We start from the raw sequence: 16,326 nt of genomic DNA, 5'->3' as shown, positions 1-16,326 counted from the left end.
TTATCTTTAATTTCGCCGTTCGGTATACAATATTTATTGTAACTACTATTAAAGTAATTGTTCTTGAAGAATTTAGTAATGAATGATAATATAGATAAAGCAAATCTACCTAAACATATAGCTATTATCATGGATGGTAATGGAAGATGGGCAAAAGGTAAAGGAGCTAAACGTATATTTGGACATAAAAATGCTATCAAAGCTGTTAGAGATGCTACTGAAGGTTGTGCTGAATTAGGTATTGACTTTTTGACATTGTATGCATTTTCAACAGAAAATTGGGATAGACCCAAAGCAGAAGTATTTGGACTGATGCAATTATTAGTGTCTACTATTCGTTCAGAAACAAAAACATTGACAAAAAACAATGTAAAACTTAAGGCAATTGGTAATATTTCTATGTTACCAAAAGATTGTCAGAAAGAATTACAAGAAGCAATACAACTAACACAGAATAATACGGGTCTAACTTTAGTGTTGGCCTTAAGTTATAGTGGTCGATGGGATATTACTCAAGCGACTCAAAAAATGTGTGAGGATTACAAATCTGGAAAAATAGATGCAATTGAAGAAGATACGATAAAAAGTTATTTATCAACTGCAAATATACCAGATCCTGAACTCCTCATTCGTACGAGTGGTGAACAACGAATTAGTAATTTCTTGTTATGGGAAATTGCTTATACTGAATTATTTTTTACTAATGTACTTTGGCCTGACTTCAGAAAGGAAGTGCTTCATGAAGCATTACATGTATTCCAAGGACGTGAGCGTCGATATGGAAAAACAAGTGAACAACTTTCATAATTTTTTAGCAGGCTTAAATAAAAAGAGATCAAGCAAAACGCATGATATCAACTAAAAAAGCAGTTTATAGACTGTTGACGTTCATCTCAATTTGGACATTCGCAATAACTTCAGCACATGCTCAATTTGGTACCAATTATGGTTCTCAAAGTGGCAAGTATAAGGTAGACTACGGAACTCCTGTAGAATATACTATAGCTGGTATTGATGTAGTCGGTGCAGACTTTAATGATAAAAATGCATTGATTAACATCTCTGGACTTAAAGTAGGAGAGAAAATTACTATTCCAGGTGATGCTGTTAGTAAGGCGGTTAAAAAACTGTGGAAATTAGGTATTGTTGGTGATGTAAAAATCAACATTACTGAGATTCAAGGCAATGATGCTTATCTACAAATAGCCCTAACAGAACGTCCTAAATTATCTCGATTCTATTTTGAAGGAATTAAAAAGGGACAAGCAAAAACACTTACAGATAAGGTTCAATTAGTAAGAGGACGAATTGTTACTGAATCAATGATTCGTAATACTCAGAATGTTATTAAAGGGCATTATGCTGAAAAAGGGTTTAGAAATACTGAGGTTAAAATCGTAAGAGAAAAAGATCCTGTATTAGCCAACTCTGTGATTCTTAGAATTGATGTCAATAAAAAATCCAAAGTGAAAATTGAGGAAATTAAGTTGGCAGGTGTTGAAGAGCTTACCGAGAAAAAGGTAAAGCGTAAGATGAAGAAAACAAAAGAAAAACGCTTTGGTCGTATTTTTACTCCATCTAAATTTATTGATGAAGAGTATAAAAATGATAAAAAGAGTTTAGTTGAATATTATAACGAAGAAGGTTTCCGTGATGCTGAAATTTTAAGAGATACAGTTTATGATGTTACTGATAGATCGGTAAATGTCGAAATTGATATGTACGAAGGTCAGCGTTATTACTATCGTAGTATTAAATGGACGGGTAACTATAAATATACTGATGAGCAATTAGGACGTGTATTAGGTATTTCTCCAGGTGATGTCTACAATACTTCTGAATTAAATAAGCGTTTATCGTTTAATCCAAGTGGAGCAGATATTTCTGCTTTGTACATGGATGATGGGTACTTATTCTTTAATGTAACACCTGTAGAAGTATTAGTTGTAGGAGATTCGGTAGATATTGAAATGCGTGTTTTTGAAGGAGAACAAGCATATATATCTAAAATTGTAGTAAATGGTAACACTAAAACTTCCGATCACGTAATTTATCGTGAAGTTAGAACTTTACCAGGTCAGAAATTTAGCCGTGCAGATTTAATTAGAACGCAACGTGAATTATCAACTTTAGGATATTTTGACCCTGAAACAATTGATATACAACCTAAGCCAAATATGTCTAACGGTACTGTAGATATTCATTACGGTTTGACAGAAAAAGCAAATGACCAGATTGAACTTTCTGGTGGTTGGGGTGGTTACTACGGTTTTGTAGGTACAGTTGGTTTAGTATTTAATAACTTCTCACTAAGAAATGTTGGTGATTTCTCTAAATGGAAACCACTTCCAGCAGGAGATGGCCAAAGATTACAATTAAGAGTTCAAGCGTCAGGTATTCAGTATCAAACGTACTCTATTTCATTTACAGAACCTTGGTTAGGTGGTCGTAAGCCAAACTCATTAACTGTAAGTTATAACTACTCTAATCAAAACTCTTATAGTGGAGATGTAAAAGTAGGTAGTTTAGGTATTAATGCAGCAACCGTATCATTAGGACGTCGTTTACAATGGCCAGATGACTGGTTTACAATGACCAATTCATTATCATTCCTTGTGTATGACTTGAATAACTGGTACGCTACTGGTTTTGGTGATTACAATAATGGTAAATCGTATAACTTAACTTTCAATACAACAATTGCAAGAAATAGTGTCGATCAGCCAACATACCCACGTAGAGGTTCTCAGATATCATTAAGTATTAGTTTAACTCCTCCGTATTCATTAATGCAAGATAAAGATTTCTCTTCAGCTGATATTACAGATGAGGAAAGATACAAATGGGTAGAATACAATAAATGGATGTTTGATAATGCTTGGTATCAGGCAATTGCAGGTGATTTAGTATTAGCAGCAAGAGCACACTTTGGTTTCTTAGCAGCCTATAATCAGGATAAAGGTTTAGGACCTTTTGAAAGATTTATTATGGGTGGTGATGGTTTAACACAACAATATGCATTATTAGGTACAGAAACAATTGGTTTAAGAGGTTATGAAAATAACTCTATTGTACCTTATGAAACAGATGGTTTAGGTGGTGTTGCTTACAACAAGTTTGTAATGGAACTTCGTTATCCAGTATCATTAAATCCGGCAGCAACAATTTATGTTTTAGGTTTTGCAGAAGGTGGTAATAACTGGGCATCTATAGATGAGTTTAACCCATTTGATATGTATAAATCAGCAGGTTTCGGTGCTCGTATCTTCATGCCAGCATTTGGTATGTTAGGTATTGACTGGGCGTATGGTTTCGATGCACCTCCGGGACGTCTTGATCCAAGTGGTAGCCAATTCCATTTTACAATTGGTCAACAGTTAAGATAATAATTGATTTCATTCAATTTTTCAATAAAATAATTAGCCTTCCAACTTGGAAGGCTTTTTTTATTTTGCGAAAATTTATTTGTGTAAAATTTTACTAAACCCCCATAGTAATTTAATAAATGAATATTTGTTCATGAATAATAATATTTAAAACGTAAACAAGACACTAAATACTTTTCTTTTCGGATAAGGTTTGTATATTTGAGTAATTATTCACAATCAATACAATTGAATTTTACCAATTTACACACATGAATTTTGAACTAACAGAAGAGCAATTAGCTGTTAAAGAAGCAGCAAGAGATTTTGCCGTATCAGAATTATTGGAAGGCGTAATTGAAAGAGATACGGAGCAACGTTTTCCTAAAGATCAAGTTAAACAAATGGGGGAACTTGGCTTTATGTCAATGATGGTAGACCCAAAGTATGGTGGAGGAGGTATGGATACACTTTCATATGTAATTGCCATGGAAGAAATATCTAAGATAGATGCTTCTGCCTCTGTTTCTATGTCGGTTAATAATTCACTAGTATGTTGGGGGCTTGAGAAGTTTGGCTCTGAAGAACAAAAACAAAAATATTTACCAAGGTTATCTTCAGGAGAGTCAATTGGTGCTTTTTGTTTATCTGAACCTGAAGCTGGTAGTGATGCTACTTCTCAAACAACTGAAGCAATAGATAAAGGTGATCACTATCTACTAAACGGTACAAAAAATTGGATTACTAATGGTAATTCTGCTTCTATATACCTTGTAATTGCTCAAACTGATAGGAGTAAAGGACATAAAGGAATCAACTGTCTAATTGTAGAGAAAGGGATGGAAGGTTTTGTTGTAGGTAAAAAAGAAGATAAGCTGGGAATTAGAGGGTCTGATACGCACATGCTTAGCTTTACGGATGTAAAAGTACCGAAAGAAAATAGAGTAGGAGAAGATGGTTTCGGTTTTAAATTTGCTATGGGTACATTAAATGGTGGACGTATAGGAATTGCCGCACAAGCATTAGGTATTGCAGCCGGGGCTTATGAGTTAGCATTAAAATATTCTAAAGAACGTAAAACATTCGGTAAGCCTATTTGTGAACACCAAGCTATTGCTTTTAAACTAGCTGATATGGTAACCAAAATAGAAGCTGCAAGAATGCTTGTTTATAAATCAGCTTGGTTAAAGGATCAAGGGAAAGATTATTCTGAAGCATCTGCAATGGCTAAATTATATGCTTCTGAAGTAGCAATGGATGTAACTGTTGAGGCAGTACAAATTCATGGAGGATATGGTTATGTGAAGGAATATCATGTTGAGAGACTAATGCGTGATGCTAAAATTACTCAGATTTATGAGGGTACTTCAGAAATACAAAAAATTGTAATTTCAAGAAGTGTTTTATCTTAAATAAAATAGAGATTGAATTATACAGAAAACGTCTCATGATTTAAAACCATGAGACGTTTTTGTTTAATTTTTTAAACTGATTTCTTTTATGTGTGCATCTAAAACACGCCTATGCCTAAAGTAATTACTTTTTTTGTAATTAAAATTGACATCCAAAGTCTTACTCAATGCTAAGAAAAACGGAAGATTCTTTTCTTTCTGATGATCTAATATAAAAATATCAGAAAATTGATGTCTTAAGTTAAAATTGAATTTTTTAAACATTGACCATTCCTTATGGCCACTCCATATGAATGTGAGATCTGTACGGTTGGAGACGTAAAAATCAATATCATTGGCCTCAGATAAGTCAATTATGGCTAGAATTACTTCTTCCATCTCATCTACATTACTATAATGTTTCCAAGTACATTCAATAGACTTGGCTAGTACATCCCACTCGACTGTAGCGGTAGTATTTTTAAAGATAATCATGTTGGAAGTAAGGGTTCAAAAGAAAAACGTTTAAAGACGATAACTTATTCACACCCACTAAAAATAATAGGTATGAACTACAAATTCAATGTAGGAAAAAAATTGCTAATTAATTTATTAGCAGTACCTTATTTAGATAAATTAAACTTTTTTAAAAATCATTACAATCGAATGGAGTATTCGAAATTGGAAAAGTAGCATGCCTGTAAGAATAATGCCACCATTCTGTAGATGTTGGTCTAAATCCAAATTTCCACATTGTTTTTGCTAATAAATCTCTATTCTTTAAAATTTTTTGTGGCAGTTGTTTATACGTGGGCCATGCTTCTTTACCAAAAAAATCATAAGGTGTTCCCATTTCTATTTGTTTCCCATTTAAGTCACAGATTGTCAGATCAACGGCTAAACCTTTATTGTGCCAAGATCCAACCCTCGGGTCAGCTACATATCTTCTATCAGGATACACTTCCCACATCTTCCATTGGACACTTAAAGGCCTGTAACAATCAAATAATTTAATCTTAAATCCTTTTTTTATCAGTTCTTGTTGTACTTTTACTAATTGTAAGGCGACAACTTTACGTAACATTGCTTTAGGGCAAGAATACAATATGGTTTTTGTGAAATTATTGGTAGTAGCATAACGAATATCCAAAACAAATAAACTATCGAGTTTGTTTAATTCTACAAATGATGAATCAGGTAAATCAGCAATTGATTTCCAATACATGCTTTGTCTTAAATCATTGGATATTATTTTATTAATATTGTGTTCTGTGTTACCTAGAAAGTTTTCTTTGTCATTAAAAACACTGTTTGTTAAATTAGTTTCTTGATGTTTACAACTAGAAATTATTAAAATACAAAGGAAAAGGAATTGTCGCATACAAAATGACTTATAGATAAATTGACAAATGAGTTTTTATAAAGGAGAAGAAATTTTCTTAGGGAAACAACTTTTAGGCGAATTGTATTCATGTAATCATATTGCTTTAAATAACCCTGAGGATGTAAAGGTAATAATGGAAGAAGCTGCACTAAAGGCAAATGCAACGATTGTGCAGTCTGTTTTTCATCATTTTTCACCACATGGTGTATCAGGAGTTGTTGTGATACAAGAAAGTCATTTTGCCATTCATACGTGGCCTGAACATAATTTTGTTTCTGTAGATTTTTACACATGTGGATCTACAGCTTTTCCAGAAAAAGCAATGGATTATTTAGTTGAGGTATTGCAGCCTACATCTTATGATTTAAAGGAAGTGAATAGAGGTGACCTTCACAAGATTGAAGAAATTGCAGATCATACAGCAAATAAATCGCTTAAATAAAAGAAAAGCATTAATTTTGTGAATTATTAGTCAAACTTGAATAGTTATTATGGAAGTATCGATTGATCAAAAGTCGGGATATTGCTTTGGAGTTGAGTTTGCCATTCAGATGGCAGAAGAGGAAATGGATGAATCTGGTAAGTTATATTGCTTAGGTGATATTGTTCATAATAGTATGGAAGTTAAGCGTTTACGTGAAAAAGGACTTGTAATAATTGATCGTGAACAATTAGCAGATTTACATGATTGTAAAGTTTTAATTCGTGCTCATGGTGAACCTCCAGCAACTTATAAAACGGCCATTGAAAATAATATAGAACTTATTGATGCGTCTTGCCCTGTAGTTCTAAAACTACAAAATAGAGTAAAGAATGCATACGATAAAACTGATGCTAAAGCAGGGCAATTAATTATTTATGGAAAACCAGGGCATGCCGAAGTTATCGGATTAACTGGTCAGACTGGAGATAATTGTATTATTGTTTCATCAATAGATGACCTAGTAAAAGTAGATTTTAAAAGGCCTGTAACCTTATTTAGTCAGACAACTAAAAGTACAAAAGGCTTTTATGAGCTGAAAGCTGAAATAGAGAAGCGAATTGATGCAGAACATGGTGAAGATGCTCATAAAGAGTTATTCAATGCTAATGATAGTATCTGTCGTCAGGTTTCTAACAGAGAGCCTCAAATGGTAAAGTTCTCGGGTGAGATGGATGTGATTATCTTTGTAAGTGGAAAGAAATCATCTAATGGAAAGGCTCTTTATAACGTTTGTCTAAAAAATAACCCAAGAAGTTATTTTGTGGAAAATGAGAAAGAAATTGATCTAGATTGGATTAAACCTAATGATAAAGTAGGTATTTCTGGTGCAACATCAACCCCAATGTGGTTAATGGAACAGGTGAAAAGCTATTTAGAAGAGAGTATTTCGGCAATAACCGAATAAAACAGAATTAATTTAAGATAAATCGATTTTAGATTTTTAAAGATATAAAAGGTGTTTACCAATGGGTAAATGCCTTTTTTTGTATAAAAAGATGCTTTTATTGCATGATTTTATTTTACATTATCAATTGTTTGTGCTTGTTTGCATTTATTTATTAAAAAAAAGGAACTATTATTTGCGTGTTTATGCGTGTTCATGTATGTTTGTGGTGTAGTCAAAACACTTAATAATAATTATTCATTTAATTTTAGTACGATATGTTAAAGGAAGAAAGACAACAGTTTATTTTAGATGAAATAAGAAAAAATAATAAAGTTCTTTCTTCGGAATTGAGTACGTCTTTAAATGTCTCAGAAGATACAATAAGAAGAGATTTAAGAGAATTGTCTGATTTAGGTACAATCCGTAGAGTACATGGAGGAGCCGTAAAAAATCAGAATAATATAAGTGGAGGAATGGAGGATGTTTCATCTTATATTCCATTTAGCTACGAAGATAGAGAAGTATATAGTAAAGCCAATAAAGAAGTAATCGCAGATAAGGCTATTTCTTTAATTAAAGATGATATGGTTATCCTAATTGATGGAGGGACCACAAATCTTGAAATTACTAAAAGACTTCCAAAAGATTTAAAAGCAACAATTATCACCAACTGTTTACCTGTAGCAACTAGTCTTGCCCCTTACAGATTTATTGATGTATACTTTTTAGGTGGTAAAATGTTACCAAATGCTTTAGTTACTGTTGGAAACTCAGTAATGAAAGAACTTAGTGAAATAAGAGCAGACCTTTGTTTTATGGGTACAAGAAGTATCGATTTAAAGCGAGGTATTACAGATATTGACAGAGAAGAAGTTGAAGTGAAAAGTGCAATGAGTAATGCAGCATTAAAAGTTGTATCAGTTGCTACTTCAGATAAATTGATGACTTCTCAACCATTTTTAGGGATTCCAATAAATAAAATTCATATGCTTATAACAGAGCTCAATGCTAATGATGGTATTGTTCAAGGTTTTAAGCAGGAAGGGTTAGAAATTTTATAAAACCTTCCTTTATTCATCTGATATTTTATTCTTTTCCCTTCAACGATTTACATATACTATTCATACACTTATAATAATATTTATCTATTCAAATTTTTAATATAATCTACTAAGGTTTTAATAATTGATTTCTGAAATAAATAACACATAAGATACAAGATATCATTATTGAAATTTTAGCTAAAATTTATCTAATTTCTATTCATTTTTATCAACATGAAAAAACATTTATTACTGTTGTGTAGCATCTTTTTGATGCTCAGTAACGCGTATGCTCAAGACCGAGTAGTTACGGGTACTGTAAAAGACGTGACGGATGACTCACCTCTTCCAGGCGTTAACGTTCTAATTAAAGGTACAGCTAGTGGTACTGTTACAGACTTAGATGGTAAATTCTCAATTTCATTAACTTCTGATCAAACTGCATTGGTGTTTTCGTTTATTGGTTATACTTCTAAAGAAGTGGCAATGACAAATGCATCAGATATTACAGTAAAACTAGATATCGATGCTGAAGAACTTGAAGAAGTAGTAGTTACAGCATTAGGTATTGAGCGTTCAGAACGTTCTTTAGGTTATGCAATGCAAGAAGTTTCTTCAGAAGATTTAGGATCAGCTGGATCTTCATCAAATGTAATGAACTCTTTATCTGGTAAAGTGGCAGGTGTTCAAGTTGCTCCAGTAGGCGGTGGAGCTGGTTCGGGTTCTCGTGTTGTTATTCGTGGTAACGCAAATTTATCAGGTAATAACCAACCGTTATATGTAATTGATGGTGTGCCGATTTCAAATAATACATTAAAAGATGCAGGAGACTCTTCAGATTCTGGTGATGTAAACACAGGTGACGGTCTATCTTCAATTAACCCTGATGATATTGAATCTATGTCGGTATTAAAAGGTGGTTCTGCAACTGCTTTATATGGTTCTAGAGCAATTAATGGTGTGGTTTTAATCACAACAAAAAGTGGAACTAAAGGAAAAGCATTAGGAATTGATTTTAATACTGGTGTTACATTTGATGCTGTTGGTATTACTCCAAATGATCAAATGCAATATGCACAGGGTACTCTAGGTACAGCACCTTCTAATCCTAAAAACCAGACATCTATGTGGGGACCAAAGATAACAGGTCAGAAATCTAAAGCATATTATGATGGTAAGGAAAGAGTAGTATCTGGTTATGATAATTATAGATCTTTCTTTAACACAGGTCAGACTTGGAATACAAACGTCGCTTTAACAGGAAGTACAGATAAATCGACAGTACGTTTCTCATATTCAAATATGGATAATAAAGGAATGGTTGATAACAGTACATACAAACGTAATACTTTCAATTTACGCGGAACTACAAAAATGATTAATGACAAGTTGAAGTTAGATTCAAGAGTCTCTTACATTAATCAAAAAGCATACAACCGTATGGAAATGGGTAATAGTGTAAATAACTATATGGGTAATATGTTAAGTTTACCTACTACTATTGATCAGAATTGGTTGAGTGATTATAAAGATCCAGTTACTGGCCGTCCAAAAGGTTATAATGATAAAGAATCTAACCCTTATTGGACAATGCATGAAGTTGTCAATCAAGATCAATTGGATCGTTTAATTGGTATGGCAAGCTTAACGTATGAGTTTACAGATTACTTAAAATTAATGGGTAGAGCTGGTACAGACTTTAATAGCTTTAAGCAAGATGTATTACAACCTTTGTATACGCCTTATTATGAGCAGGGTAGAGCTTATCAAAGATCAAATATTGAACGTGAAAACAACTTTGATTTCTTATTGATGTACCATAAACAATTTGGTGACTTTGATATTACTGGTAACTTGGGTGGTTCTTACATGCAAAATAGAAGAGATTATTCTGATACAGGTTCTAGTGGATTTAATTCTCCAGACTTTCAAAATCCTCAAGCAGGTCAGGATAGATTCTTATCTTATAGTTCTTATGAAAAAGCAATTGCTTCGGTTTATGCTACTGCTTCAGTTGGTTATAAAGGATATTTATTCTTAGATGTATCTGCAAGAAATGACTGGTCTTCTACGTTACCAATCGCAAATAATTCATTCTTTTATCCTTCAGTAAGTGCATCATGGGTATTCTCTGATATGGATTGGGATACTCCAGATTGGTTGTCATTTGGTAAGTTGAGAGCTAACCTAGCACAAGTAGGTAGTGATACAGACCCTTATTTATTAGCTTTACAATATAACCTTGATGGTAATAACCATAATGGAATTAATATTGGTGGTGTTGAAGGAAATCAAATTCCTAACAGAGTTTTAAAGCCATCAATTCAAACATCATATGAGATTGGTTTAGATTTAAGATTCTTTGAAGATAAATTTGGAATTGATGTAGCTTACTACAAATCATCAGCGGTTGATCAGATTTTAGGAGTTGATATTTCTAAAGGTTCAGGTTTTGAATCAGCATTAATTAATGCAGGTCAGATTGATAACTCTGGTGTGGAAATTATGTTGAATTATAATCCAATTAAAACGGATAACTTCTCTTGGAATATGACATTCAATACATCTTATAATGATAACAAAGTAGTTTCATTAACAGATGGAGTAGAGTCTTTCCAATTGATGTCAATTAATGGTGTTTCTGTTCAAGCAAGACCAGGTGAGTCTTATGGCGTAATTGTAGGCTCTAAATATTTAAGAGATGATGCAACAGGAAAAATTGTTGTTGATGCAGATGGTCGCCCTCAAAAAATGGATGGAGTACATGAAATAGGGAATGGAGTTCAACCATGGATGGCCGGTTTGAGAAATACCTTTAATTATAAAAATGTATCGTTCTCTTTCTTAATTGATAGCAAGTGGGGTGGTGATATTTATTCTAATACCGAATCTAGTATGTATGCTTCAGGTAAACATAAGGAGACTTTAGTTGGTAGAGAAGAATATTATAATGGTGGAAATTGGTTGCCTTCAAATGATTTTGTATTATCTGATGGTACTCCTTTTACTGGAAATGTAGATCCAGAACAATATTATGCAGCAGTAAGTAGTGTTGCAGAACAATTTATCTATGATGCTTCATTTATAAAATTAAGAGAAGTAAGCTTAACGTATAGATTCTCTAATAACGTGATCGGGAAGACACCACTTAGAAATTTATCTTTATCTGCTAACGCGTTTAATATAGCTTATTTATGGAAGAATACGGACAATATTGATCCTGAATCTTCTTTCACATCTGGTAACGGACAAGGTATTGAATACTCAAATTTAACAATACCAAGAACTTACGGATTCAAATTAAACGCTAATTTCTAATATTGATTACAATGAATTTAAAAAAGATATTAATTGGATCAGCAGTTGCAGCTGCTACTCTAATGGGTTGTACAAATAAGTTCGAGGAGATGAATAAAAATCCTTGGACAAGTAATGACCTTGATGTGAAACATTTATTTACATTCTCACAGTTGAAAATGTTTGCTTCAGGGCATGAAGGATGGAGAGGTAACTTAATTATGTCAGGTCCTTATGCACAAAACTCTGCTAATTTATACAGTACTGCTGGCGGATTTGGAGTGTCAGATGGTTTTACTAGTCCAACATGGGATTTGATCTTTGGTGATATAATAAAAAATATCACAGATGTAATGTCTCGTTTAGAGAATGAAGAGAATTCTGAACCTAAAATTGCTCAAATGAGAATTGTAAGAGTAGTAAATCTACTTAGAGCAACTCAGATGTATGGTGATATTCCTTATTTTGAAGCCGGTAAAGGTTATACAGAATTAAATTATTATCCTCAATTAGACCCTCAGAAAGATGTCTTAATCGACATGGCAAAAGAATTGAACGAGGCTAGAGATATCATTTTAGCAGATAAAGATACTTATATTTTTACTTACGACTTATACTCTTCAGGTATAGTTGGTTCTGCTAAATACGCAAAACTTTGTAATTCTTTACTGATGAAAATTGGTTTAATGATGTCTGAAGGTGATGCAACTGAAGGTGCTAGAATTTTTAAAGAAGGTTTTAATGGTACTGGTGGTTATATCGAAACATGGAATGATGCAGTATATGTAGCTCACGTTGGTGAAGGTGGACCATGGGGTCAACATATTAATGGTTCTGGTATTGCAATTGAAGGGCAAGTTGGTGGAGCATCTTATGCGTATATGTCTGAATTGGCTTTACAACAAATGCAAACAAAACAAGATCCTAGATTGTTTAGAATAACACATCATTTAACGTATGAAGGTGGTATAGTTGCTGCAATGGGTGATACTACACAGTATACTAGCTTTAATCCATTCTTAACTTCTGGAAATGAAGGGGATTTTGAAAAAGTTTCTTACAGAGGAGTAAGATTAGGTGATAGATCTGATGGAAATAGAGGTATTTATTTTAACCAAACAGCTGATAAAGCTATCCAATCTGCCTATTGGATTGGTCAAAATGATAATTATCCAGATTTTAAAGGCAAAGGTGAGTTTGCTACCTTAGCAGCAATTAGTCCAGCCACCTTTAATAGATTATCTCCATCTATCGTAATTGGTGCTGATGAAGTGCAATTCATGATTGCAGAAGCTAATCTTAGAGGATATGGTGTTGGAAATGCTGAAGCTGCATATACTAATGCAGTTAATTTAGCAATGACTAAATATGATGCACTTCCTTTCCCTGGTAAAGATACAGAGATAAAATATGAGGCGTTATATAAAAGACAATCAGATGCAACTTATTCTCATGATGCTGCAGTTGCTGATTATGTGAATAATGCCATTGCTGCTTATCAAGGAGCAAGCGCTACAGCAGATAAGTTAGAAGTAGTAGCTTATGAGAACTGGGTAGCATTAATTGGAAATGGTTACGAGTCGTTTGCTAATTGGAATAGAACACATTTACCATCAATAGTTAAATCAACTTTAACAGCTGATGATAGAACATATGATCTACCTACCTTCACTAATGACCCTATTTTAAATCCTTCAGAAGTTAAAACTGGAGTTAAAAATGTAGAACTTCATTCGTTTGGTGTAACAAACGGAGTTCGTCCTTCTCGTTTCCCATATCCGAATAGAGAATTAACAGTAAGCCCTACAAACACAGAGGCTGCTATGCAAAGACAAAGATCTGATGCTGGTACTGGTCAGTCTACCAACTTTATAGCTGTAAAACAATGGTACAGTTCTAAAGATAACTAGAAATAGATAAACCTAAAGCCACCTTTCATTAATTTGAATGGTGGCTTTTTTTGCTTTTATACATCTTTGTATTTTCTTGTTTCATTACTAAAAAGACTTTAAATAAGCATAGTTAAGAATGTATTTATTCTTGTTTACATAAGTTAGCAGAAAAACTGCATGTTTATGCATGTTTGTTTGCGTGAATGTGAGTGATATTTATTATTTTTGTCGTAGATGAAACACTTATTATACTATTAATCTACAAGGAACCTTACTTAAATTTATTAACCGTGTCAACAATCAATTACATTAAAAAAAGTTTGACTGTACTAGCAATGGGATCAGCGTTGTTAAGTTGTCAGACAGAAATGCCGAAAGAGGCAGAAACAGAAAAATTAGTCGATTATGTTGATCCATTTATTGGAACAGGAGAACATGGTCATACTTTTCCAGGAGCAACTTTGCCTTATGGTGGTGTACAATGTAGCCCTGTAAATGGTGTAAGTGGTTGGGATTGGGTCTCTGGTTATCATATTTCAGATTCACTTTTAGTTGGTTTTGGACATTTACATTTAAGTGGTACAGGTATTGGCGACCTTAATGATTTAATTATCTTACCAACAGATAAAGAGCATACCTTAGATCCAAAAGAAAACGATAGAGCTAAATTAACTTATACAGAAAAATATACTCATGATACAGAAATAGCTCACCCTGGTTATTATGCTGTTACATTAGAGAATAGTGGTATTAGAGCAGAAATGACAACAGGTTTGCGTGTAGGTTTTCATAGATGGACTTACCCTGCTAATGCTAAAGCACCTTCTATGATTATTAATTTAGGGTACGCAACTAACTGGGATGGTGTAACAGAAACAGCACTTTCAGAAAAAGGGAAAAATACAATTATTGGTAAACGTTTGTCTAAAGGATGGGCGGAAGACCAAAGAGTTTACTTTGAGATGAATTTCTCAAGAGATATAAAAGATATTAAGATAGAGAAAAGTGGGAACCGTTTAATTGCTCAAGTTGTTTTTGATGGGGTTGATAATCAAAATCAAGTAACAGCAGCAATGGGTATTTCTTCTGTATCTGTAGAAGGAGCACATGTAGCTTTAGAGCAAGAAGCTAAAGGTTATTCATTTGATTTAAAACGTCAGGCTGCATCAACTATTTGGGAAAAAGCATTGAAGCAAATAAAAGTGACGACTAAAGATAAAAAAGCACGTGAAATATTCTATACGGCATTGTATCATTCTAAAATTGCACCTGTAACACATTCAGATGCATTGGGAGAGTATAAAGGAGCAGATCATAAAATTCATAAAGCAGAAGGATTTACATATTACAGTACTTTCTCTCTTTGGGATACATTTAGAGCTGTTCATCCACTGTCTACTATTATAGAATCACAAAAAAGGAATGCTGATTTTATCAATACGATGTTAGCACATTATGATGAAACGGGAATTCTTCCTGTATGGTCTTTAGCTGGTAATGAAACCAATTGTATGACAGGATACCATGCAATGCCTGTTTTGGCAGATGCCGTTTTAAAAAACATCAAAGGAATAGATGCAAATAGAGTTTTTGAGGCAATGAAAGCTACATCTTTACAAGATGCACGAGACTTGAAAATGTATAAGAAATATGGATTTATACCTTCTGATAAAGGAGGGGAATCTGTAACAAAAACATTAGAATATGCTTACGATGACTGGTGTATTGCTCAAGTAGCAAAACATATTGGAAATGAAAAAGCATACCAAGAATACATGAAAAGATCAGAAGGATATAAACCTCTTTTTGATAAAGAAACTGAGTTTATGCGTGGTCGCTTAACAAACGGCAAATTTAGATTGCCATTTGATCCAGCAGAAGCAAACCACAGAGAAAATACAGATTATACAGAAGGTAATGCATATCAACATAGTTGGTTTGTTTTACAAGATGTTCAAGGGTTAATTGATTTATTTCCTTCAAAAGAAGCATTTGTTGCAAAGTTAGATGAGTTATTTACAGCATCTTCTGAATTAACAGGAGATAATGTTTCCCCAGATATCTCAGGATTAATTGGACAATATGCTCATGGAAATGAACCAAGTCATCACATTGCGTATTTATATGATTATGCAGGTGCTCCTTGGAAAACACAAGAAAAAGTAAGAGAGATATTAGAAACACAGTACGATAACACTCCAGAAGGTATTTCTGGTAATGAGGACTGTGGTCAAATGTCTGCTTGGTATGTATTTAGTAGTCTTGGATTCTATCCTGTTAACCCAGCGCAAGGAATTTACGCTTTTGGTAGCCCAATATTTGAAGAAGCCGAAATAAATACATCAAATGGAAAAGTGTTTAAAGTAGAAGCAAAAGATGTAAGTAAAAAGAACATTTACATTAAGTCAGTTACTTTAAATGGAAAGGCATTAGATAGGTTATACATCAAGCATAAAGAAATTATGGATGGTGGTACACTAATCTTCGAAATGTCTGATAAACCTAATAAAGAGTTGGGGGTAAATACACCTCCTCCGTCAAATAAGATTTAAGAAGAGAATAACATTGGGAGAGTTGATTCATA

Annotated in this window: 11 protein-coding genes; 9 read left to right on the top strand and 2 right to left on the bottom strand. The window is 33.3% G+C overall.

The features are described from left to right. Window positions 1-78 precede the first annotated feature (78 nt). The 3 genes from KM029_RS05540 (at window position 79) to KM029_RS05530 (ending at window position 4,777) form a co-directional block, all read left to right on the top strand. Window positions 79-807: an isoprenyl transferase gene (locus KM029_RS05540; RefSeq protein WP_144075661.1), complete on the top strand. Its 729-nt coding sequence runs from the start codon at window positions 79-81 to the stop codon at window positions 805-807. A gap of 41 nt (window positions 808-848) precedes the next feature. Next, window positions 849-3,386 (top strand): outer membrane protein assembly factor BamA, encoded by a 2,538-nt coding sequence (gene bamA, locus KM029_RS05535; protein ID WP_144072315.1) that lies wholly within the window; start codon window positions 849-851, stop codon window positions 3,384-3,386. A 251-nt stretch (window positions 3,387-3,637) separates the two neighbouring features. After that, window positions 3,638-4,777: an acyl-CoA dehydrogenase gene (locus tag KM029_RS05530; protein ID WP_144072314.1), complete on the top strand. Its 1,140-nt coding sequence runs from the start codon at window positions 3,638-3,640 to the stop codon at window positions 4,775-4,777. Between the two features lie 63 nt (window positions 4,778-4,840). Here the strand turns inward: KM029_RS05530 and KM029_RS05525 are convergent, their stop codons facing one another. Both KM029_RS05525 and KM029_RS05520 read right to left on the bottom strand, forming a co-directional pair. Next, window positions 4,841-5,251 carry a hypothetical protein gene (locus KM029_RS05525; protein ID WP_144072313.1) on the bottom strand — a complete coding sequence of 137 codons (411 nt, stop codon included), beginning with the start codon at window positions 5,249-5,251 and terminating at the stop codon, window positions 4,841-4,843. A gap of 151 nt (window positions 5,252-5,402) precedes the next feature. Continuing rightward, a complete protein-coding gene (locus KM029_RS05520; protein WP_144072312.1) occupies window positions 5,403-6,137 on the bottom strand; it encodes a M15 family metallopeptidase in 735 nt (244 codons plus the stop codon). 28 nt (window positions 6,138-6,165) lie between these two features. Here KM029_RS05520 and speD point away from each other — a divergent pair, with 28 nt between their 5' ends. The 6 genes from speD to KM029_RS05490 all read left to right on the top strand — a co-directional run bounded on the left by speD (window position 6,166) and on the right by KM029_RS05490 (window position 16,294). Beyond that, complete coding sequence (speD, locus tag KM029_RS05515) at window positions 6,166-6,582, top strand: adenosylmethionine decarboxylase (RefSeq protein WP_144072311.1); 417 nt, start codon at window positions 6,166-6,168, stop codon at window positions 6,580-6,582. A gap of 49 nt (window positions 6,583-6,631) precedes the next feature. Beyond that, window positions 6,632-7,528, top strand: a complete 897-nt coding sequence (locus KM029_RS05510) for a 4-hydroxy-3-methylbut-2-enyl diphosphate reductase (RefSeq protein ID WP_144072310.1) — start codon at window positions 6,632-6,634, stop codon at window positions 7,526-7,528. A 257-nt stretch (window positions 7,529-7,785) separates the two neighbouring features. Further along, on the top strand, window positions 7,786-8,571 hold the full coding sequence (locus KM029_RS05505; RefSeq protein ID WP_144072309.1) for a DeoR/GlpR family DNA-binding transcription regulator: 786 nt from the start codon (window positions 7,786-7,788) through the stop codon (window positions 8,569-8,571). Between the two features lie 216 nt (window positions 8,572-8,787). Continuing rightward, window positions 8,788-11,871, top strand: coding sequence for a SusC/RagA family TonB-linked outer membrane protein (locus KM029_RS05500; RefSeq protein WP_144072308.1), 3,084 nt, complete (start codon window positions 8,788-8,790; stop codon window positions 11,869-11,871). A gap of 11 nt (window positions 11,872-11,882) precedes the next feature. Beyond that, on the top strand, window positions 11,883-13,760 hold the full coding sequence (locus tag KM029_RS05495) for a SusD/RagB family nutrient-binding outer membrane lipoprotein (protein WP_144072307.1): 1,878 nt from the start codon (window positions 11,883-11,885) through the stop codon (window positions 13,758-13,760). A gap of 272 nt (window positions 13,761-14,032) precedes the next feature. Beyond that, window positions 14,033-16,294: a GH92 family glycosyl hydrolase gene (locus KM029_RS05490; protein ID WP_205125416.1), complete on the top strand. Its 2,262-nt coding sequence runs from the start codon at window positions 14,033-14,035 to the stop codon at window positions 16,292-16,294. Window positions 16,295-16,326 lie beyond the last annotated feature (32 nt).

Source organism: Flammeovirga kamogawensis (genome assembly GCF_018736065.1).
Classification (GTDB): Bacteria; Bacteroidota; Bacteroidia; order Cytophagales; family Flammeovirgaceae; genus Flammeovirga; species Flammeovirga kamogawensis.
This window is presented reverse-complemented; position numbering and strand designations above follow the sequence as displayed.